Below are 20,173 nucleotides of genomic sequence, written 5' to 3'. Positions count from 1 at the left end.
AGCAGCCCGGTAGCTCGTCAGGCTCATAACCTGAAGGTCACAGGTTCAAATCCTGTCCCCGCACCCAAGGTCTGATTAGAGGTCACAGCCCCGTCCGTATGGTCGGGGTTTTTCTGTATCGGCGTCGCAACTTATAGCGGCATTTTGGCAACGCTCGCCGCCTGAAGCGCGAATTTTTCTGGTCTTCAACGGCATTCCGCGAACTTTCTCCGCTCAAAGCCCATAGCGCGCTCCGAGGTTTTGCGTCATGACTTCCCTTGGAAGGACGCGGGCCGACTATCAGCCCGTCGATTGAGGTGTTTGAGGATAATATGGCGAACGGTGTCGTTAAGTGGTTCAACCCGGCCAAGGGCTTTGGCTTCATTCAGCCCGAGGACGGCGGCCAGGACGTGTTCGTCCACATCGCCGCGGTTGAACGCTCTGGTCTGTCGGGCCTGAACGAGGGTGATCAAGTCGCGTACGAACTGGAAGAAGACCGCCGCTCGGGCAAGACCTCGGCGGGTCAGCTGCGTGTGACGGGCCATGGTGCTGTCCCCGCTGGCGGTGGCGCTGCTCGTGGCCCGCGCCCCCAACGTAGCTTTGATGCTCCGCGCGGCGGCGGCGGTTTCTCGGCCGGCACCGGCGAGAGCGGCACGGGCGTCGTGAAGTGGTTCAACACGACCAAGGGCTTCGGTTTCATCCAGCCGGACAACGGCGGCGGCGATGTGTTTGTGCACATCTCGGCGGTGGAACGCGCCGGTCTGCGCGGCCTGAACGAAGGCCAGCAAGTCGGTTACGAGCTGGAACAAGACCGCCGCTCGGGCAAGACCTCGGCCGGCAACCTGCGCATCCTCTAAGGACGCCAGAGTCAGGAAAGGCCGCCCCTTGAAGGACGGCCTTTTCACAGATCTCGGGAAGGCCCCGCCGACGCTGATCCGTCGGACGGGGCCTTTTGATGTTTCCAGTGCGTCTTAAACGACCTAGCCGACGGCGCGTTCGGACACCGCCTGGTTGACCGCCAAGGCTGTCAAATTGACGATGCCGCGGGCCGTGACGCTGGGTATCAGCACGTGCAGCGGCTTGGCCATACCCAGCAGGACAGGACCGACCAGCAGCGACTCCGTCGCCGCGCTCAAGAGGGTCAGGCCGATATTGGCCGCGTCCAGCGTCGGCATGACCAGCAGATTGGCCGAGCCCTTCAGCGGGCTGTCGGCGACCATGCGATCGCGCAGGTGCTGGCTCAGCGCGGCGTCGGCGTGCATCTCGCCGTCGACCTCCAGGTCCGGCGCCTGGACGCGCAGTAGGGTCAGGGCCTCACGCATCTTGCGGGCCGTCGGCGAATCGCTGGCGCCGAACGAGGAATGCGACAGCAGCGCCGCCTTGGGCGTCAGGCCAAAGCGTCGAACAGCTTCGGCCGCGAGCTGGGTGCATTCGGCGATCTGCTCGGCGGTCGGATCAACATTGACGTGGGTGTCGCAGAAGAACAGCGTGCCCTTGTCCAGGATCAGCGACGACATCGCATAGACGCGGCTGACATTGTCGCGGCGCGGGATGATCGGCAGAGCGTACTTCATGTGCTGCCACCAGTCGCCGCTGCCGCCGACGAGAGCCGCCTCGACGTAGCCCGACGCGAGCAGCATCGAGGCCGCCACCGTGCGGCGACCTGTGACCCGGCGCTCCGCGGCGATCGGCGGCACGCCGCGACGGCCGACCAGCCGCTGGTAGTCGGCGATCAGCGGTGCGAACAGATCCTTGTCGGCCTGCGGGTCAACGATCTCGACCTTGCCGGCCAGGCGCAGGCCGAGTTCCTCGATCTTGCTGGTGATGATCTCCCGGCGACCGACCAGAACCGGATGGGCGAGGCCCTCGTCGACGACGGTCTGCACGGCGCGCAGCACGCGCTCGTCCTCAGCCTCGGCGTAGGCGACTTTCACCGGCTGCTTGCGCGCTCGCTCGAACACCGGACGCATCAGCTGACCCGAGCGGTAGACGAACAGCTCCAGTTCGGCCTGATAGGCGTCGAAGTCGGCGATCGGCCGGGTGGCGACGCCGCTGTCCATGGCCGCCTTCGCCACGGCCGGGGCGATCTGCAGGATCAGGCGCGGATCGAAGGGCTTGGGGATGATGTACTGCGAGCCGAACACCGGCGCGGCGCCGCCATAGGCGCTGGCGACCACTTCGGACGCCTCGGCGCGAGCCAGTTCGGCGATGGCCTCGACGGCCGCGACCTTCATCGCCTCGTTGATCTCGCTGGCGCCGACATCCAGCGCGCCCCGGAAGATGAAGGGGAAGCACAGGACGTTGTTGACCTGGTTGGCGTAGTCGCTGCGGCCAGTGGCCATGATCGCGTCGGGCCGGGTCTCATAGACCAGCTCGGGCAGGATCTCGGGCTCGGGATTGGCCATCGCCAGGATCAGCGGGTTGGGCGCCAATAGCGGCAACCATTCCGGCTTGAAGACGCGAGGGGCCGAGAGGCCGAGGAAGATATCCGCGCCCGGCAACACCTCGGGCAGGGTGCGGGCGTCGGTCTGGCGGGCGTAGCGGGCCATGTTGTCGGGCATGTCCGGCTCGCGGCCGGCGTGGACCACGCCCTTGATGTCGGTCAGGGTGACGTTCTCGACCGGCAGGCCCATCGAGACCAGCAGGTCGACGCAGGCGAGGGCCGCCGCGCCGGCGCCGGAGGTGACCAGCTTGACGTCCTTCAGCTGCTTGTCCTGGACGAGCAGGGCGTTACGGACGGCGGCCGCGCAGACGATCGCGGTGCCGTGCTGGTCGTCGTGGAAGACCGGGATGTTCATCCGCTCGCGCAGCTTGCGCTCGATGACGAAACACTCGGGCGCCTTGATGTCCTCGAGGTTCACGCCGCCGAAGGTGGGTTCGAGCGCCGCCACCACCTCGATGAAGCGGTCCGGATCCTTGGCGTCGACTTCGATATCGAACACGTCGATGCCGGCGAATTTCTTGAAGAGGACAGCCTTGCCCTCCATCACCGGCTTGGAGGCCAGCGGGCCGATGTCGCCCAGGCCCAGCACGGCCGTGCCGTTCGAGATCACCGCGACCAAGTTGCCCCGCGCGGTGTAGTCACGGGCGAGCTCGGGGTTATCGGCGATGGCCAGGCACGGGGCGGCGACACCGGGGGAATAGGCGAGGGCGAGGTCGCGTTGGGTGGCCATCCGCTTGGTGGCCTCGATCGCCAGTTTCCCGGGGCGCGGCAGCCGGTGATAGTCCAGAGCGGCTTTGCGGAAATCCTCGTCCATCGATCGTTCCTCTGGGCGGCCTGCGCGGCGCGGTTATCCGCCTCGTCTGAGCGCGAAGCGTCACGAGCCTTGCTAGCGGTGTTGGCGCGGCAATTCCAACCCTTCACCGCCTGATCTGCGTTTTTTCTTGGTAGCGGTACCAGGCGCATCGCGAGTGCGCCGCCAATTTCAGGTCCGATAAGTAATAAAACTATTATATAATGCCTCCGCTTCGGGCGCCTTGCGCTCCCTTCCTCGGCGCTCCGCCTTCCAGGGCGCGCGAGGCGGGCAAGGCGCTGGACAGGGCGCCCGGAGCGACCGAGCATCGCTCGGCGAGTACCTTGAGGGACAGCGCATGAGCGGACTGACGACACATATCCTCGATCAGGCGGCCGGAAAGCCGGCGGCGAACGTTGTGGTCAGGGTGTCGCGCCGTGACGGTGATCATGAGCGGGCGCTGGCGGAGCTGCGGACGGACCTCGACGGTCGCGCGCGGCTTGTCTCGGGAGAGGACCTCCAGACCGGGCGGTACCGTCTTGAGTTCGAGATCGGCGAGCACTTCAAGGCTTCAGGGGCGCCGGTCAGCGACCCGCCATTCCTGGACATCGTCGTGATCGACTTTTCCGTGTCGAACACCGAGCAGCACTGGCACGTGCCTCTGCTGGTCTCCCCCTACGGCTATTCGACCTATCGGGGCAGCTGATGGGCGAGGTGATCCGCTTCCTGCTCGACGGCGAGGTTCATGAGGTTGCAGGGGCGAACCCGACCACGACCCTGCTGGAGCACCTGCGCGGTCCGCTGCGTCGCACGGGGACCAAGGAAGGCTGCGCCGAGGGCGACTGCGGCTCTTGCACCGTTCTGGTCGGCGAGCCAGAGGGCGAGGGAACCGCATGGCGCGCCGTCAACGCCTGCATCCAGTTCCTGCCCATGCTGCACGGCAAGGCGCTGATCACGGTCGAGAGCCTGGCCAAGGACAAGGCCCCGCATCCCGTCCAGCAGGCCATGGTCGATAAGCATGGCTCGCAGTGCGGCTTCTGCACGCCGGGTATCGTCATGTCGCTGTACGGCCGGGCCGTGGGCGCCAAGGGCGCGGACGGACCGGTGGGCGAAGTGCTGGCGGGGAACCTCTGCCGCTGCACCGGCTATGGCCCGATTATCGAGGTGGCCAAGGGGGTGCAGGCCGAAGCGCCGCCTGCGGTCGACCTGTCGGCCGTACGCGACGAGACCATGTTGGCCCTGCGCTATGAGGACGAGATCCACGGCGTCACCCGCACCTGGCTGGCGCCGCGCTCGCTGGATGAACTGGCTGAGGCCTATGCCGCCCATCCCGACGCGACGCTCGTCGCCGGCGCGACCGATGTGGGGCTGTGGGTCACCAAGCAGCGGCGCGCGCTGCCGACCCTGATCAGCGTCTCCGAGGTGGCTGCGCTCAAGGCGCTCGAGGAGACAGCTGAGGGCCTGCGCGTCGGCGCTGGCGTGCGCTATGTCGACGCGATCGAGGCGATGGCGAAGCTCTATCCCGATCTCGGCGCCATGATGCGGCGCCTCGGTTCGACCCAAGTGCGCAACAGCGGCACGATCGGCGGCAACATCGCCAACGGCTCGCCGATCGGCGACATGCCGCCGGCTCTGATCGCGGCGGGCGCCCGGTTAGTGCTTCGACGTGGCGGCGAGCAGCGGGAGCTGGCGCTTGAGGACTTCTTCCTCGACTACGGCCGGCAGGACCGGCAGCCGGGCGAGTTCGTCGAGGCGGTGTTCGCGCCGCGCCTGGAGGCGGGACGCCTTTTCAAGGTCTTCAAGCTGTCCAAGCGTTTTGATCAGGACATCTCGGCGGTCTGCGGGGCGTTCTCGCTGGCCATCAAGGATGGTGTAGTGACCGACGCTCGGATCGCGTTCGGCGGCATGGCCGGTACGCCAAAGCGCGCCCTGGCCTGCGAGGCGGCCTTGACCGGTCAGCCGTGGATCGAAGCGACCATCGAGGCGGCGATGGTCGCGCTCGACACCGACTACACGCCGATGAGCGACATGCGCGCCTCAGCCGCCTATCGCGCCCTGGCGGCGCGGAACATGCTGCGCAAGGTGTTCCTGGAGACCCAGGGCGTCGAGGCCCGTGTCACGCCGGAGAGCGCTCATGGCTGACTCAGCCGCCGTTGCGCCGATGACCAAGTCGCCGCGGGGCGTCCATGCTCCTCTGCCGCACGATAGCGCTGCCCGCCATGTCGCGGGTTCGGCGGTCTACATCGACGACATGCTCGAGCCGGCGGGCCTGCTGCATGTCGCCTTCGGTCTGAGCGCCAAGGCCCATGCAAAGATCGTTCGCATGGACCTGTCGGCGGTCCGCGCCGCGCCGGGCGTGGTGCTGGTCATCTCCGCCGAGGACATTCCGGGCGAGAACGACGTCAGCCCCGTCATTCACGACGACAAGCTGTTCGCGGACGGCGTGGTCTATTGCGTTGGCCAGAGCCTCTTCGCGGTCGCCGCCACCTCGCTGGCCGCCGCGCGCGCCGCCGCCGCCCGTGCTGTGGTCGAGTATGACGACCTGCCGGCCGCCATCGACATCGCCGCAGCGCGGGCCATGGACCTGACCATCGAGGCCAGCCAGCGCATGGCGCGCGGTGACGCCCAGGCCGCGCTCGCCGCCTCGCCGCGTCGCGTGCAAGGCAAGTTCACGATCGGCGGCCAGGATCACTTCTATCTCGAAGGCCAGATCGCGCTGGCGAGCCCGCGCGAGGACGGCGACGTCCACGTCTGGTCTTCGACCCAGCATCCCACCGAGGTGCAGCACCTGATCGCCCGCGTGCTGGGCAAGCCCGACCATTGCGTCACCGTCGAGGTGCGCCGCATGGGCGGGGGCTTCGGCGGCAAGGAGACCCAGGCTTCGCTGTTCGCCGCCGCCGCTGCGCTGGTGGCGGTCAAGACCGGCCGTCCGGCCAAGTGCCGTCCCGACCGCGACGAGGACATGGTCATGACCGGCAAGCGGCATGACTTCGAGACGGTCTACGACGTCGGCTTCGATGACGAGGGCCGGCTGATCGGTCTGTCGCTGGAGCTGTCGTCGCGCTGCGGGGCCACGACCGATCTCTCGCCGGCTATCAACGACCGGGCCATGTTCCACGCCGATAACGCCTACTATCTGCCGGTCGTCGAGATCGTCTCGCACCGCTATCGGACCCACACGGTCTCCAACACCGCCTTTCGAGGGTTCGGCGGACCGCAGGGCATGATCGCGATCGAGCGGATCATGGACGCCATCGCCGCAGCCACGGGGCTGGACCCTCTGGAGGTGCGTCGGCGCAACCTCTATGGCGGCGAGGGCCGAAACCTCACGCCCTATCACCAGGTGGTCGAGGACAATGTCGCCCCGCAGTTGATCGAGGAGCTGGCGGCGTCCTGCGACTACGCAGCGCGTCGGCGCGAGATCGCGGCGTTCAATCTCGCCAGTCCTGTGCTCAAAAAAGGCATCGCCCTGACGCCGGTCAAGTTCGGCATCTCGTTCACCACCACGCACCTGAATCAGGCCGGGGCGCTGCTGCACCTCTATGCCGACGGCTCGATCATGCTGAACCACGGCGGGACCGAGATGGGGCAGGGGCTCAACACCAAGATCGCCCAGATCGTCGCCCAGGCCTTTCAGGTCGATGTGTCGCGCGTGAAGATCACCTCGACCGTCACCGACAAGGTGCCCAACACCTCGGCCACGGCCGCCTCGTCGGGCGCGGATCTCAACGGCATGGCGGCGCTGAATGCGGCCGAGACCATCAAGTCCCGGCTGGTGGACTTCGCGGCCGCCAAGTGGGACGTATCGCCGGCCGAGGTCGCTTTCACGCCCGACGGCGTGCGGGTGGGCGGCCAGACGCTGGCGTTCGAGGCCTTCGTTCGCCAGGCCTATCTGGCGCGCATCTCGCTGTCGGCCACCGGCTTCTACGCCACCCCCAAGATCCACTACGACCGCGCCACCCATAAGGGCCGGCCGTTCTACTACTTCGCCTATGGCGCGGCCTGCAGCGAGGTGCTGATCGACACCTTGACCGGCGAGATGAAGGTCACCCGCGCCGATATTCTCCATGACGTCGGCAAGTCGCTGAACCCGGCCCTGGATCTGGGCCAGATTGAGGGCGGCTTCATCCAGGGCATGGGTTGGCTGACCACCGAGGAGCTGGTGTTCGACGCCCAGGGGCGCATGCGCACCCACGCGCCCTCGACCTACAAGATCCCCACCTGCGGCGACCGCCCGGCCCATCTGGACGTGCGGCTCTGGAAGGCCGGGCGCAATGTCGAGGCGACGGTGCACCGCTCCAAGGCCGTGGGCGAGCCACCGCTGATGCTGGCGATCTCGGTGCATTCGGCGATCACCCATGCGGTGGCCAGTGTCGGGGAAGGGCGCGTGCTTCCCGAGTTGAACGCCCCGGCGACGCCGGAGGCGATCCTGATGGCGTGCGAGAATGTGCGGGCGAGGGCGCGCGATGTCTGAACCCCTCTTCCATAGGGAGAGGGAAGGGCTCGCCGCGAAGCGGTGGGAGGGTGAGGGGTTACGCCGTCATCCGCTGAAACCCCTCACCCCTGCCCCTCTCCCTAAAGGAGAGGGATCATGAGCAACTGGGCCCGCGCCGCTCTGGCGCGCCTCGACGCCCATGACGAGGCCGCTCTGGTCACGGTCCTCGCCACGGAGGGGTCGGCCCCGCGCGAAGCCGGGACCAAGATGGTCGTCTGGCGCAGCGGGCAGGCTGGCACCATCGGCGGCGGCAATCTGGAGTACCGCGTCGCCGACCAGGCGCGCCGCATGCTGGACGGCGGCCAGGCCCATTTCGCGATCCAGGACTATCCGCTGGGACCGCTGCTGGCTCAGTGCTGCGGGGGACGGGTGCGGCTGTTCCTCGAGCGCCTGAACGACAACAGCCGGGACTGGCTGACCGACGCGGCCAAGCGCATGGACGCGGCCCAGCCGTTCGAGGTCCGCACCCGGTTCGAGCCGGGCCTGCTGACCAAGACCGTCGCCCCGATCCTGTCCACCGAGGCCGACGGCCCGCTGGTGACCTTGGCCGGCGCGCCCGCCACCGCGCGCGGGGTTCGGCCGGAGCTGGGCGATGTGCTGGTCGAGCGCGCCGACGCGCCGCGTCCGCCGCTGCTGCTGTTTGGCGCCGGCCATGTGGGCCAGGCGATCGCCAAGGCGTTCGAGCCGCTGCCGTTCCGCCTTTTCTGGTACGACAGCCGTCCCGAGACCGCCGACATCGCCGGCGTCACCGTGCTGGAGCCCGCCGAACTGGCCGCCAAGGCGATGGGCGCAGGCGCGGACGCCTATGGCCTGGTCCTGACCCATGACCACGCCCTGGACTATGCCCTGGTCTCGGCCGGCCTCGCCGGCGGCGGCTTTTCCTATCTCGGCGTCATCGGCTCGAAGACCAAGCGCGCGCGGTTCATGAAACGGTTGCGCGACGATGGTTTCTCCGAGGCGGTGCTGACCCGCTTGACCTGTCCGATCGGCCTGCCCCACCTGAAGAGCAAGGCGCCCGAGGTGATCGCCGTATCGGTCGCCGCCGACCTCCTGATGCGCCAGGAAGCCGCGCGCATTCGCAATGACGAGACCGCCCGTGCAAGCGTTTAGAGCCTCGATCCTGCATCTGCTGGACGATCCCTCGAAGGAAGCCGACGGCGCGGTCGCCTTCCACGAGGACGGCCTGTTGCTGGTCGAAGACGGCCGCGTGGTCGGCTGCGGGGCCTACGCCGAGCTCGCCCCCTGGCTGGGCGGCGCCGAGCCTGTGGACCTGAGCGGCCATCTGATCACGCCGGGCTTTGTCGACACCCATATCCACTTCCCGCAGGTCGACGTCATCGCGGCCCACGGCAAGCAGCTGCTGGACTGGCTGGAGCAGCACACCTTCCCGGCCGAGGCCGCGTTCGCTGATCCTAAGCACGCCGCCGACACCGCCGCCTTCTTTCTGGACGAACTGCTGCGCAACGGCACCACGACGGCGCTGGTGTTCGGTTCGGTGCACAAGGTGTCGGTCGACGCCCTGTTCGCCGAGGCCTATGCGCGGAACATGCGGCTGATCGCCGGCAAGTCGCTGATGGACCGCAATGCGCCGGACGGTCTGACCGACACCGTCGAGAGCAGCCGCGAGGACATGCAAACCCTGATCGCCGACTGGCACGGCAAGGGGCGGCTCGGCTACGCGGTTACGCCGCGCTTCGCGATCAGCTGTAGCGACGCCCAGCTGGCCATGGCCGGCGAGATCCTGGCCGAACATCCCGATGTCTGGATGCAGACACACCTCTCGGAGAACCTGCACGAGATCAAGGAGACCACGCGCCTCTTCCCCAAGGCCAAGGACTATCTCGACGTCTATGACCGCTTTGGTTTGCTGCGCCAGCGCTCGGTCTTCGCCCACTGCGTCCATCTGAAGGGCGACGCCTTCCGGCGTCTGGCGGCCAAGGGCGGGGCGGTGGCCTTCTGCCCGACCTCGAACCTGTTCCTGGGCTCGGGCCTCTTCCCGCTGGAGGAAGCGTGTTCGCACGGCGTGAAGGTCGGCATGGGCACGGACGTTGGCGCCGGCACCACCTTCTCGATCCTGCATACGCTGGGCGAGGCCTACAAGGTCGGCCAGCTGCGCGGCGATGCGCTGGACCCGTTCCAGGCGCTGTACTTGGCCACTCTGGGCGGGGCGCGGGCCCTCGATCTCGACGACAAGATCGGCAACCTAGCGCCGGGCAAGGAGGCTGACTTTGTGGTGCTTGATCTGGCGGCGACCCCGCTGATCGCGCGGCGGCTGGCGGGGGGCAAGAGCCTGGCCGACAAGCTTTTTGCGCTGACGGTGCTGGGCGATGACCGGGTGGTGGCCCGGACCTATGTGGCGGGCGTGGAGCGGTGGCGGCGGGGCGGTTAGCCCAGGAAAATCAGTCGTCATCCCGCGACTTGTTCGCGGGACCCATTTGTCCGCCGCAAGTGCGGAGCGGAAGAAAGCCCGCACGTGAAAGCTGAACCATGGGTCCCGCGCATAAAGCGCGGGATGACGTGATCTGTTTGCTGCGCCTACCCGTACTTCGCCGCCATCGTGTCCGCGTACAGCTCCAGCAGCCGCTCGCCATCCACCGCTACGGTCGCGGCCTGGATCGGCTGGTCGTCCCACGCACTGGGGCCAAACAGTTCGCCCTCGGCCTTCTGGCATGTCTGGCCCAGCGCGATGCCTTCGGTGACCACGCGCACTGAGCCCCGGCGGACTGTGAACAAGGTGGGGTCGATCACATAGGCCACCGCTGCGGCATCGTGCACGCAGCAGCCCACGATGCCGTCCCGACCGCCATAGAAGGCGGCGTAGGGCTTGGAGATGGCGTTCAGGAAGCCGCAGGCGTCCGATCCGCCGGCCGCCAGGGCGTCCATATAGTCGGGCGACATCACGACCTGGGTCGTCACGTCCAGGCTGACGGCGGTCAGTTTCCAGGGCGCGGTGAACACCTGGTCGGCGGCCTCCGGATCGTTCCAGATATTGGCCTCGGCGACAGGCGTGACATTGCCCGGCTTGCCGGCCACGCCGAACGCGCCGCCCATGATCACCACAGACTTCAGCAGCGTGGCGACCTCGGGATCGGCCTGCAGCGCCAAAGCCAGGTTGGTCAGCGGGCCGACGGCGCACAGCACCACCTCGCCCGGATACTGGCGGGCCAGATCGATGATCGCCTGGTGAGCAGGCTTGGCCTCCGGCTGCGCAGGAACGAGGCCCGTAAGCTCCACGTCGCCCAGGCCGTTCACGCCGTGGACGAAGGTGGGTGAAGGGTTGCGCGGCCGGGTCAGCGGTTTGTCCGTGCCCTTGTAGACCGGCGCCGTCAGGCCGAAGCGGTCTTTCAGGTACAGGGCATTGCGGGTGGTGGTCTCGATGTCGGCGTTGCCGAAGATGGTCGTCACCGCGATCAGGTCGAGGGCTGGGCTCGCCTCGATGAACAGCAGGGCCATCGCGTCGTCGATGCCGGGATCGGTGTCGAAGATGATCTTGGTCGGGGTCGTCATTCGAAGGCTCTAGCGCTTTTCGTTAGGGGAGGCGAGCCGTTGATCGGCGCTCTCCTGCATCAGGGACACATGGGCCGAGGCGACTTTCCAGCCGTCGGCGGTGCGGATCCAGGTCTGGCTCTGGCGGCCGAGGCGGCCGGTGTCGTCGCGGCGGAACAGGACATTGGCGATCGCAGCGTCAGCGCCGAAGGTGGTGATCTCCGTGCGCAGTCGCGTGCGTGGCGGCGAGCCGCCGGTCCGGCCGACGCGGAAGGCGGCGATCTCGTCAAAGCCCCACAGGTTCTCGGCCACGCCCAGCCGCACCGTGTGCGGCGAGGCCCAGAAGGCCCCGTCTAGCGCCTCGACGTCGTTGGCCATTAGGGCGACCTCATAGGCCTCGACCAAGGCCGTGACCTCAGCCAAGACGGCGGGATCGTTGACGATCATAGCGCCCCCGTCGGCGGATGGGCCGCCACCACGCCCGCGCGTTGCAGGCGAAGCGCGGCGGCGAAGGCCAGGTCCTCGCGCCAGGCTGGGGCGATGATCTGCACGCCGATCGGCAACTCACCGGGACGGTTCACGGGCGCGGCCACCACCGGCAGGCCGACATAGCTGATGGGCTGGGTGAAGGCGCCGAGGTTCTTGCGCACCGACACCGGAACCCCGTCCATCTCCATCGTCGCCTGACCGATCGGCGGGGCCGGACAGACCGAGGCCGGCGCCAACAGGATATCGTAGCGCTGAAAGGCCTCGCGAACCTCGTCGCGGAAGATCGTGCGGAAGCGCTTTGCCGCCTCGGCCACGCCCGCGGGCAGCAGGGCGCCGGCCAGCAGGCGGTCGCGGACGGCCGGATCGTAGTCCATGGCGCGCTTGGCCAGGTCGTCGTGATGCAGTTCGCCGCCCTCGAACGCCGTCAGGCAGAAGGCGGCGGCGCGGGCGGCCTGGGCGCTAGGCAGGGTGACCTCGCCCTGCGCCTCCAGCGCCTCGGCGACGTAGCCCAGCGCCGCCAGCACCTCGGGGAAGGCGCCTTGCTGGAACCATCCGCCGAGCACGCCGACGCGCAACGGCTGCTCGGCCAGGGCGTCGAGCCGGCTCGCCAGCGGTTCAGCCTCGCGGACGCAGATCGGATCGCCGGCCGGATCGGGCCCCTGCAGCACGTCATAAGCCAGGGCCAGATCCTCGACCGAGCGCGCGAAGGGGCCGACATGGTCCAGGCTCTCGACGAACGGGAAGACGCCCTGCCGCGACAGGCGGCCAAAGGTGGGCTTGAGGCCAAAGACGCCGCACAGGCCGGCCGGAATGCGGATCGAGCCGTTGGTGTCCGAGCCTAACGTCAGGGGGATGAGGCCGGCCGCCACGGCCGCCGCCGAACCGCCGGACGAGCCGCCGGCGATCCGCGTCGGATCATGCGGATTGTGCACCGGCCCGTCATGGGCGTTCTCGGTGACGAAGCCATAGGCGAACTCGTCCATGTTCAAAGCGCCGACCAGGATGGCGCCGGCGGCCGTCAGACGCTGGACGAGGGTGGCGTCTTGCGACGGCGGCGCGGCGTCGCGGCGGATCTTGGATCCGGCCAGGGTCGGCAGGCCCCCGATGTCGAACAGGTTCTTCACCGCGAAGGGAACTCCCGCCAGCGGTCCCACGGGACGCCCGGCGGCGAGATCGGCGTCGACCGCCTCGGCGGCGGCGAGCGCGCGCTCGGTCGTGACGGCGGTGAAGGCGTTGATCCCGCCGTCCAGGCGTTGGATCCGCGAGAGGGTGGCTTCGGTCACCGCACGGGCGGTGACGCGGCCGGCGCGAACCTCACCGGCGATCTCGACGACGCTGCAGAAGCTCACGGTTGGAACGTCTCCGGAGCCTCGCCGGCCGCGTCGCCCAGCGCGGCGACGAAGAGAGCGGTCTGGCTCTTGAGCAGGACAAGGTTGTCGATCACGCCGGGCAGGGCGGGGGCGGGCGGTTCGACGCCTATCTCGGCGGCGCGGCGCGGCGCCCAGGCGGCCATCTCGAAATCGTCGAGGGCCAGAAAGGCTGTCGTCTCCGCATCGAGCGCCATGGCGGACTCCATAAGTAAGAAAAAACTTCATACACCCGGGTTCGCCGGACGCGCCAGTCCCGCTTTTCCCGCCAGCCGCATCCGCCCAAGCCCGCGTCATCTGCGCGGCGGATCGCTCGCCCAGGAGGCAGGTCACGGTCAAGCCGCGCAAGGGTGTCGCTTCGCCTTCGGCCCGGTCGCCGGTTCGGATCAGATACGCTTGTAAGAAAGGGCTTACTTGATGGCGCATCACCGACTGGCTTCCACCCCTGAGACCGTCCGCTTCGGCATGTTCGACGCGGGCTTCGATCCCGTTCTGACCGTGATGCCGGGCGACAGCGTCACGGTCGAATGTGTCTCGGGCGGCGTCGAGGTGATGCCGCCGGCCGGCTCGCCCTACGCTATCCCGCCGGCGCTGCAGGCGATCCATGAAAGCAACCCGCCTCGGATCGGTCCTCATATCCTCACCGGTCCGATCGCCATCGCCGGCGCCGAGCCGGGCGACATGCTGGAGGTGCGGATCGAGGCGATCGCGCCCAACACGGACTGGGGTTACTGCGCGGTTCGCCCCTTGGCCGGGACGATCCCGGAAGACTTCCCCGAGCGCTATGTTAGCCATATCGGCGTCGACGCCCAGCGCGGCGTCTGCAAGCCCGAATGGGGCCCCGAACTGCCCCTGGCGCCGTTCTTCGGGACCATGGGCGTGGCCCCCCCGGCGAAGTATGGCCGCCTCTCCAGCCGCGAGCCGCGCGAGCATGGCGGCAATATGGACAACAAGGAGCTGGTCGCCGGCTCGACCCTCTATCTGCCGGTCTGGGTTCCGGGCGCCAACTTCTCGGTCGGCGACGGCCACGGGCGCCAGGGCGACGGCGAGGTCTGCGTCAACGCCCTGGAGATGGGCCTGACCGGGACCTTCACCTTCGTGCTGCACAAGAAGGCCGATGGGGCGGCCGAGGCCGGCGCCTTCGCCTGGCCGCGCGCCGAGACCCCGACGCACCACATCCTGATGGGCTTCCACGAGGACCTGGATCTCGCCATGAAGCAGGCCCTGCGCCAGACCATCGACTTCATCACCGCGCGTTCGACTCTGACCCGGGTGCAGGCCTATCAGTTCTGCTCGCTGGCCGTGGATTTCCGCGTCACCCAGACCGTAAACGGCGAGAAGGGCGTCCACGCGCTGCTTCAGAAAGGCATGTTGTTCTGAGGCGCACTCGACCGTGGCGCGTTGGAGGAAGCTCGCCCTAAGGCGAGGCTGCAGCCTTCATCCAACTCGCCGACGACGAACCCTCTTCCTGCAACCTCCAAATCGCCCCTACGTTGACGTCTTGTCGGCGTGGGGGCCGGCGGCCGCGTCGGGAGGTCCGGGGCGGATAGGGCTCTTTGAGGGAACCTGATGAAACCGCTCCTACCCATCGCCGCCCTGCTGGCGCTCGCCGCCTGCTCGCCGCAACCCGCCGAGAAACCGGCCGAGGCGCCCGCCGCGCCGGCCGCCGCCGCGCCCAAGCCGCCCAAGGCCGATATTCCCGCTGGCGACTACACGCTGGACAAGAGCCACGCCTCACTGGTGTTCAAGGTCAGCCACCTGGGCTTTTCGAACTACACCGCCAGCTTCGCCGACTTCGATGTGAAGCTGCGGTTCGACCAGGCCAACGCCGCCGCCAGTGCGCTGGAGGCGACGATCGATCCCAAATCCCTGACTCTGCCCGCGCCGCCGGCCGGCTTCCAGAAGGAGCTCACCGGCCCGCAGTGGCTGGACGCTGCGCAGTATCCAGCCATCACCTTCAAGTCGACCAAGATCGAGACCACCGGGCCGGACACCGGCAAGGTCACGGGCGATCTGACCCTTCACGGCGTGACCAAGCCGGTGACCCTGGATGTGACCTATAACGGCGGCTATGTCGGCCACCCGATGGACCCGAACGCGCGGATCGGCTTCTCGGCCAAGGGCGCGTTCAAGCGGTCGGACTTCGGGATCGCCTATGGCGTTCCGGCGCCGGGCACGGCCATGGGCGTCGGCGACGAGGTCCAGGTCGAGATCGAGGCCGAGTTCAGCGGTCCGCCGCTGAAGACCGCGCCTTCCACCTAACGCCTGGGCGCCCCGCGCGTCAGATAGCCTTCCAGCAGCGCCAGGGCGTGGTCGAGCCGCGCCCGGCGCCATTCGGGCGCGCTCATGTCGGTGTTCAGGGTGGCCGACAGCGAATAGCCGTTGGCCAAGTGGAAGCGGCTCATGGCCGCGATCGTCACATAGATCTGCACCGGGTCGAGATCGGGCCCAAAGACGCCCTGGCGCTGGCCGCTCTCGATCAGCCCTTCGATCGTGCGGCGAAGGGGGAAGGCCGTCTCGGTGACGACCCGCGACTGGGCGGCGAACTTGCCGTGTTGCAGGTTCTCGTTACGCAGCAGGCCCTCGAAGCGCGGGTTCTTCTCGAAATAGTCGAAGGTGAAGCGCTGCAGTTCCAGAAAGCCTTCAAGCGGCTTGTCGAAGTCGATCTTGAGCTCAGCCTCGCGGGCCCGCAGGTCCATGTAGGCGCTTTCGAGGACGGCCATGTACAGGCCCTTCTTGTCCCCGAAGTAGTGGTACAGCATCCGGATGTTGCACTTGGCGGCCTTGACGATCCGCTCGATCCGGGCCCCGGCGAATCCGGCCTGGGCGAACTCCTTGAGGGCGGCGGCGAGGATGGCCTTGCGCGTACGCTCGGCGTTGCGCTTGCGCGGCGCGTCGTCTGCGGAGCCTGCGGCGGCGTCGGCTTGCGCGTCCAGGACGGCGTCGGTCACGGGATCTTGGCTCCCTGCTTGATCCAGGCGCCCAACTGGGCGCGCTCCTCATCGGTCATGCCGGTCTCGTTGCCAAGGGGCATGCTGGTCGAGAGGACCGCGCGTTCGTTTATTTTTGGTGCGTAGGTCTGGATGTGCGCCGGCGTATCGAACACGGCCCCCAGGGGCGGAGCGGAGAAGGCGGCGTGGGTGGGCGCGGCGCTATGGCAGGTCTCGCAGTGCTTCTGGATAATCGCCTGGGCGGTGGTGAAGGGGACCTCGCCGCGGATCTCGACCTTGTCCTTGGGCTTCATGGAGGCGATAGCGGTCGCGCCGAAAATCAGCATGGCGCCGTAGAACAGGAACTCGTGTCGGATCTTTCCGAAGTGACGCTGGATGAAGAAGTAGCGGATCGCGACGGCGCCGGCGCTGATCATGGCCAGCAAGAGCCAGGCCTTGGGATGCCCCGAAACGGCCGGATAGTGGTTGCTGATCATGATGAAGATGACTGGCAGGGTCATGTGGGTGTTGTGCACCGACCGCTGCTTGCCCATGGCCCCGAGGCGCGGATCGACCGCCCGTTCGCCCAGCATGTCGGCGACGATCTTGCGCTGGTTTGGGATGATGACCAGGAACACGTTCCCGACCATGCAGGTGCCGATGATCGCGCCCACATGGATGAACGCGCCGCGATCGGAAAACAGCTGGGTCAGGGCCCAGGTCGCGGCCGTCAGGATCGAAAACCACACCACGCCGAACAGCTTGCCGTTCTGGCCCAGCGGCGATCGGCAAAGCGCCTCATAGGTCGCAAGGCCGCCGAAGATGAAGGCTAGGCCCATGCCGATCGCCTGGACTTGGCTGAAGGCGTGTTTGGCCGGGTCGATCAGATAGACGCCCGCCTGCCAGTAGTAGAGCACGATCAGCAAGGCGAAGCCGGACAGCCAGGTGGTGTAGGCCTCCCACTTGAACCAGTGCAGGTGCTCGGGCATGTGCGCCGGGGCGTTCAGGTACTTCTGCGAGTGGTAGAAGCCGCCGCCGTGAACGGCCCACAGCTCGCCCTTCACGCCGTCCTTGGGCGGATTGGGATCGCGCAGGTTGTTGTCCAGCCAGACGAAGTAGAAGGACGCGCCGATCCAGGCCACGCCCGCGATCACGTGCAGCCAGCGCAGAACCATGCTGGCCCAACCGGCGAAATCGTAGTCCATCAGTCGGTCACCGCGTCGAGCAGGCGAAGCTTGGAGATCAGGCCGATCTGAGCGATCGCCTCGGCGATCTCGCTCGCCTCGTCATGAGAAAGGCGTGCCGCCATGGCTGCCAGGATCGAAGCCTTGTCGTTCAGGCGCACGCAGATGATGAAGGGAAAGCCGAACTTGGCCTGGTAGGCGACGTTCAGGTCGTGGAAGCGCGCGAACTCCTCCGGCGTCAGCTTGTCGAGCCCGGCGCTGGCCTGTTCGGCGTTACTCTCGGCGGTCAGTTGCTTGGCGATCGCGGCCTTGCCCGCCAGTTCGGGGTGCGCCCGGATCAGGGCTAGCTTGTCGGCGGTGGTCGCCGTGTCGAGCACGGCCATCATCGCCGCGTGCATCGCCTCGACCGACGCGAAGGGGCGAGCGTCCCCGGCGCGCTCGACGACCCAGGGCGAGAGTTCGAAGGCGAAGTGCAGGGCCTTGGCGAAGGCTTCGCGATCGAGGGTGTTGAGAGTGGAAAGGCTCAGCATGACGCCCCCTCCGTCACGATGCGTATCCGCATTGCGCCACCTCCCCCGCTTCGCGAGGGAGGAGGAACAGCCCCTTCCTCACCCGTAAAACGGGGGAGGTGGCGCGGCGCCGCGGGCGACGTGACGGAGGGGGCGCTCATACTGCGCCCTCCCCATAGGGATGCGTCGCGATCCAGTGTCGCGCGATGTCGATCCGCCGCGCCACCCAAACGCGGTCGTGTTTCGTGATGTGCTCGAGGAACCGCCGCAGCGCCCCAATCCGCCCCGGCTTGCCGACCACGCGGCAGTGCAGGCCGACGCTCATCATCTTCGGCGCGGTCTCGCCCTCCAGATAGAGCGCGTCGAAGGCGTCGCGCAGATAGGTGAAGAACTGCTCGCCGGTGTTGAAGCCCTGAGCCGCCGTGAAGCGCATGTCATTGGCTTCCAGCGTGTAGGGCACGATCAGCTGGGCGCGGCCGTGCTGGTCGTCCCAATAGGGCAGGTCGTCGGCGTAGCTGTCGGCGTCGTAGACGAACCCGCCTTCCTGGGCCACGAGGCGGGCGGTGTTGGGGCTGGTTCGGCCCTGGTACCAGCCCAGGGGGCGCTCGCCGGTCAGGCGCGCCTGGATCTCGATCGCCTGCTGGATGTGCTCCAGCTCCTGCTCGGGCGTGAAGTGTTGATAGTCGATCCAGCGATAGCCGTGGCTGGCGATCTCCCAGCCGGACTTCATCATCGCCTCGACGGCGTCAGGATGGCGCTCCATGGCCTGGGCGACGCCGAACACGGTCAGCGGCAGGTCGAACTCTTCGAACAATCGCCGGATGCGCCAGAAGCCGGCGCGCGAGCCGTATTCGTACAGGCTCTCCATGGACATGTGCCGCATGTCCGCGATGGGCTGGGCGCCGATCATTTCTGACAGGAAGAACTCGGAGACGGGATCGCCGTGCAGCACCGACCGCTCGGCGCCTTCCTCGTAGTTCAGCACGAACTGAACGGCGACGCGGGCGCCGTTCGGCCACTGCGCGTGCGGCGGATGCTCGCCATAGCCGATGAGGTCGCGGGGGTAGGTCATCAAATCCTCCCCCTGTGGGGGAGGCGGCCGAAGGCCGGAGGGGGAAGGAGCAGGGCGGGCAGGGCTTCCCCCTCCGTCGGCTGTGCTGACACCTCCCCCGCTGGGGGGAGGATCTTGGACAGCCCCCTCATCCGTACACCTTCGCCGCCGCATCGACGCCGGCGCCAGAAGGCGCGCTGAAGCCTTCCCAGCGCAGCACCGCCTCGAAGGCCGCCAGGGTCTGCAGAACCGCGTGTTTGCGGGCGTTCACGCCCATGGTCCCGATGCGCCAGATCTTGCCTGTCAGGGGACCGAAGGCTGAGCCGATCTCGATCTCGAAGTCGGTGCGCATCCGCGCCTTAACCCGGTCGTAGTCGACCCCGTCCGGGACCCAGATACCGGTGACGTTGGTCATCTTGTGGGCCTTGTCGCCGTAGATGGAGAGACCCATCGCTTCGAGACCGGCGGTCATCGCCGCGCCCGCTTGGCGGTGACGCGCGAAGCGTGCCTCCAGTCCTTCTTCCAGCACCAGCCGCGCGCATTCGCGGGCGGCGAACAGCATGGGGGCGCACTCGGTGTGGTGGTTCAGGCGCTTCTCGGACCAGTAGTCCATGATCATCGCCAGATCGAAATAGTTCGAGGCGATGCGTTGGCCGTTCCCCGCCGCGCCGCCGGTTCCGACGAGGCCCTTCTCGACGTGGCGACGCGAGAAGATATGCTCGGCGGCCTGATCGCTGATCGTGATCGGCGCCGAGCCTGAGGGGCCGCCCAGGCACTTCTGCAGGCCGGCGGTGACGATGTCCGCGCCCCAGGCGTCGACGGGGACGTCCATGCCCGACAGGGTGGCGGTTGCGTCGACATACATCAGCGCCCCATGCGCGCGGCAGATCGCGCCGATCTCGGCCAAGGGCTGGGCCATGGTTGTCGAGGTGTCGCCGTGGACGCAGGCCACCAGACGCGGCTTCACGCGCCTGACCGCATCCTCAACCGCCTGCGGATCGACGACGGTTCCCCAGGGGGCCTCGACGAAGGTGACCTTGGCGTCGCAGCGCTCGGCGATCTCGGCCAGCAGCAGGCCAAAACGACCGGCGTTGACGACTACGACGTCGTCGCCGGGGCACAGCGTCGAGACCAGCGCCGCCTCGATCCCGGCGCGCGAGGTGCCGTCGATCGTCAAGGTCCAGCGGTTCTGGGTCTGGAAGACGCCGCGATAGAGGGCCATGACCTGGTTCATGTACCCGGTGAACTCAGGGTCGAACTGGCCGAGCAGCTGAACGGACATGGCCCGCAGAACGCGCGGGTGCACGTTGATCGGGCCCGGGCCCATCAGCAGGCGGGCGGGGTGGTCGAGTTCCCCGATGGGGTTTGAGTCGGTGCTGGTCATGATCTCAAGCGCCTGTCATCCCGGACGTCCCGAAGGGACGATACGGGACCGCCGGATACGCCGGCG

The 20,173-nt window shown here is 67.7% G+C and carries 18 protein-coding genes and 1 pseudogene; 9 read left to right on the top strand and 10 right to left on the bottom strand.

Annotation, left to right across the window (positions count from 1 at the left end):
* Positions 1-311 precede the first annotated feature (311 nt).
* Positions 312-515: pseudogene (locus ACT53N_RS18475) on the top strand (cold-shock protein); the annotation flags it as partial.
* 126 nt (positions 516-641) lie between these two features.
* Positions 642-836 carry a cold-shock protein gene (locus ACT53N_RS18470; protein WP_035017693.1) on the top strand — a complete coding sequence of 65 codons (195 nt, stop codon included), beginning with the start codon at positions 642-644 and terminating at the stop codon, positions 834-836.
* Between the two features lie 123 nt (positions 837-959).
* Here the strand turns inward: ACT53N_RS18470 and ACT53N_RS18465 are convergent, their stop codons facing one another.
* A complete protein-coding gene (locus ACT53N_RS18465; RefSeq protein ID WP_476065251.1) occupies positions 960-3,236 on the bottom strand; it encodes an NADP-dependent malic enzyme in 2,277 nt (758 codons plus the stop codon).
* Positions 3,237-3,570: 334 nt separating this feature from the next.
* Between ACT53N_RS18465 and uraH the strand changes: the two genes are divergently transcribed.
* From uraH to guaD, 5 genes are all read left to right on the top strand, one after another.
* Positions 3,571-3,918 (top strand): hydroxyisourate hydrolase, encoded by a 348-nt coding sequence (uraH, locus tag ACT53N_RS18460; RefSeq protein WP_476065250.1) that lies wholly within the window; start codon positions 3,571-3,573, stop codon positions 3,916-3,918.
* Positions 3,918-5,354 carry a xanthine dehydrogenase small subunit gene (xdhA, locus tag ACT53N_RS18455; protein WP_476065249.1) on the top strand — a complete coding sequence of 479 codons (1,437 nt, stop codon included), beginning with the start codon at positions 3,918-3,920 and terminating at the stop codon, positions 5,352-5,354. Before uraH ends, xdhA begins: the two co-directional genes overlap by 1 nt.
* Positions 5,347-7,686 (top strand): xanthine dehydrogenase molybdopterin binding subunit, encoded by a 2,340-nt coding sequence (gene xdhB, locus ACT53N_RS18450; protein WP_476065248.1) that lies wholly within the window; start codon positions 5,347-5,349, stop codon positions 7,684-7,686. Before xdhA ends, xdhB begins: the two co-directional genes overlap by 8 nt.
* A 114-nt stretch (positions 7,687-7,800) precedes the next feature.
* Positions 7,801-8,817 carry a xanthine dehydrogenase accessory protein XdhC gene (gene xdhC / locus ACT53N_RS18445; protein ID WP_476065254.1) on the top strand — a complete coding sequence of 339 codons (1,017 nt, stop codon included), beginning with the start codon at positions 7,801-7,803 and terminating at the stop codon, positions 8,815-8,817.
* Complete coding sequence (gene guaD / locus ACT53N_RS18440) at positions 8,804-10,096, top strand: guanine deaminase (RefSeq protein WP_476065247.1); 1,293 nt, start codon at positions 8,804-8,806, stop codon at positions 10,094-10,096. The genes xdhC and guaD overlap by 14 nt, the downstream gene beginning before the upstream one ends.
* Before the next feature lie 146 nt (positions 10,097-10,242).
* Here guaD and ACT53N_RS18435 read toward each other — a convergent pair whose 3' ends face one another.
* Genes ACT53N_RS18435 through ACT53N_RS18420 form a run of 4 tightly spaced genes read right to left on the bottom strand, consistent with a single transcriptional unit; the run spans position 10,243 to position 13,246 of the window.
* Positions 10,243-11,214 carry a nucleoside hydrolase gene (locus ACT53N_RS18435; RefSeq protein ID WP_476065246.1) on the bottom strand — a complete coding sequence of 324 codons (972 nt, stop codon included), beginning with the start codon at positions 11,212-11,214 and terminating at the stop codon, positions 10,243-10,245.
* 9 nt (positions 11,215-11,223) lie between these two features.
* A complete protein-coding gene (hpxZ, locus tag ACT53N_RS18430) occupies positions 11,224-11,640 on the bottom strand; it encodes an oxalurate catabolism protein HpxZ (RefSeq protein WP_476065245.1) in 417 nt (138 codons plus the stop codon).
* A complete protein-coding gene (locus ACT53N_RS18425) occupies positions 11,637-13,031 on the bottom strand; it encodes an AtzE family amidohydrolase (RefSeq protein WP_476065244.1) in 1,395 nt (464 codons plus the stop codon). Before ACT53N_RS18425 ends, hpxZ begins: the two co-directional genes overlap by 4 nt.
* Positions 13,028-13,246 (bottom strand): hypothetical protein, encoded by a 219-nt coding sequence (locus ACT53N_RS18420; RefSeq protein ID WP_476065243.1) that lies wholly within the window; start codon positions 13,244-13,246, stop codon positions 13,028-13,030. The genes ACT53N_RS18425 and ACT53N_RS18420 overlap by 4 nt, the downstream gene beginning before the upstream one ends.
* Positions 13,247-13,463: 217 nt before the next feature.
* Here ACT53N_RS18420 and ACT53N_RS18415 point away from each other — a divergent pair, with 217 nt between their 5' ends.
* Positions 13,464-14,429 (top strand): acetamidase/formamidase family protein, encoded by a 966-nt coding sequence (locus ACT53N_RS18415; RefSeq protein ID WP_476065242.1) that lies wholly within the window; start codon positions 13,464-13,466, stop codon positions 14,427-14,429.
* A 189-nt stretch (positions 14,430-14,618) separates the two neighbouring features.
* The gene (locus ACT53N_RS18410) at positions 14,619-15,311 is read left to right on the top strand and encodes a YceI family protein (RefSeq protein WP_476065241.1); all 693 of its coding nucleotides are present in this window, start codon (positions 14,619-14,621) and stop codon (positions 15,309-15,311) included.
* Here ACT53N_RS18410 and ACT53N_RS18405 read toward each other — a convergent pair.
* The 5 genes from ACT53N_RS18405 to ACT53N_RS18385 form a co-directional block, all read right to left on the bottom strand.
* Entirely contained in the window at positions 15,308-16,000 is a 693-nt protein-coding gene (locus tag ACT53N_RS18405; RefSeq protein WP_476065240.1) for a TetR/AcrR family transcriptional regulator, read from the bottom strand. The genes ACT53N_RS18410 and ACT53N_RS18405 overlap by 4 nt on opposite strands.
* A complete protein-coding gene (locus tag ACT53N_RS18400; RefSeq protein ID WP_476065239.1) occupies positions 15,997-17,184 on the bottom strand; it encodes a urate hydroxylase PuuD in 1,188 nt (395 codons plus the stop codon). The genes ACT53N_RS18405 and ACT53N_RS18400 overlap by 4 nt, the downstream gene beginning before the upstream one ends.
* On the bottom strand, positions 17,184-17,693 hold the full coding sequence (gene uraD, locus ACT53N_RS18395) for a 2-oxo-4-hydroxy-4-carboxy-5-ureidoimidazoline decarboxylase (protein WP_476065238.1): 510 nt from the start codon (positions 17,691-17,693) through the stop codon (positions 17,184-17,186). Before uraD ends, ACT53N_RS18400 begins: the two co-directional genes overlap by 1 nt.
* Positions 17,694-17,829: 136 nt before the next feature.
* Positions 17,830-18,744: an allantoinase PuuE gene (gene puuE / locus ACT53N_RS18390; protein WP_476065237.1), complete on the bottom strand. Its 915-nt coding sequence runs from the start codon at positions 18,742-18,744 to the stop codon at positions 17,830-17,832.
* Between the two features lie 127 nt (positions 18,745-18,871).
* Positions 18,872-20,107, bottom strand: coding sequence for a pyridoxal-phosphate-dependent aminotransferase family protein (locus tag ACT53N_RS18385; protein ID WP_476065236.1), 1,236 nt, complete (start codon positions 20,105-20,107; stop codon positions 18,872-18,874).
* Positions 20,108-20,173: the final 66 nt, after the last annotated feature.

Source organism: Caulobacter sp. DMC95 (assembly GCF_056313785.1).
This window is presented reverse-complemented; position numbering and strand designations above follow the sequence as displayed.

Bases quoted from the DNA above. Each gene is read 5' to 3' on its own strand.
- hpxZ (WP_476065245.1), bottom strand. From the start codon at position 11,640: ATGATCGTCAACGATCCCGCCGTCTTGGCTGAGGTCACGGCCTTGGTC.
- ACT53N_RS18410 (WP_476065241.1), top strand. From the start codon at position 14,619: ATGAAACCGCTCCTACCCATCGCCGCCCTGCTGGCGCTCGCCGCCTGC.
- uraH (WP_476065250.1), top strand. From the start codon at position 3,571: ATGAGCGGACTGACGACACATATCCTCGATCAGGCGGCCGGAAAGCCG.
- ACT53N_RS18400 (WP_476065239.1), bottom strand. From the start codon at position 17,184: ATGGACTACGATTTCGCCGGTTGGGCCAGCATGGTTCTGCGCTGGCTG.
- xdhA (WP_476065249.1), top strand. From the start codon at position 3,918: ATGGGCGAGGTGATCCGCTTCCTGCTCGACGGCGAGGTTCATGAGGTT.
- xdhB (WP_476065248.1), top strand. From the start codon at position 5,347: ATGGCTGACTCAGCCGCCGTTGCGCCGATGACCAAGTCGCCGCGGGGC.
- ACT53N_RS18420 (WP_476065243.1), bottom strand. From the start codon at position 13,246: ATGGCGCTCGATGCGGAGACGACAGCCTTTCTGGCCCTCGACGATTTC.
- ACT53N_RS18435 (WP_476065246.1), bottom strand. From the start codon at position 11,214: ATGACGACCCCGACCAAGATCATCTTCGACACCGATCCCGGCATCGAC.
- uraD (WP_476065238.1), bottom strand. From the start codon at position 17,693: ATGCTGAGCCTTTCCACTCTCAACACCCTCGATCGCGAAGCCTTCGCC.
- puuE (WP_476065237.1), bottom strand. From the start codon at position 18,744: ATGACCTACCCCCGCGACCTCATCGGCTATGGCGAGCATCCGCCGCAC.
- ACT53N_RS18465 (WP_476065251.1), bottom strand. From the start codon at position 3,236: ATGGACGAGGATTTCCGCAAAGCCGCTCTGGACTATCACCGGCTGCCG.
- ACT53N_RS18385 (WP_476065236.1), bottom strand. From the start codon at position 20,107: ATGACCAGCACCGACTCAAACCCCATCGGGGAACTCGACCACCCCGCC.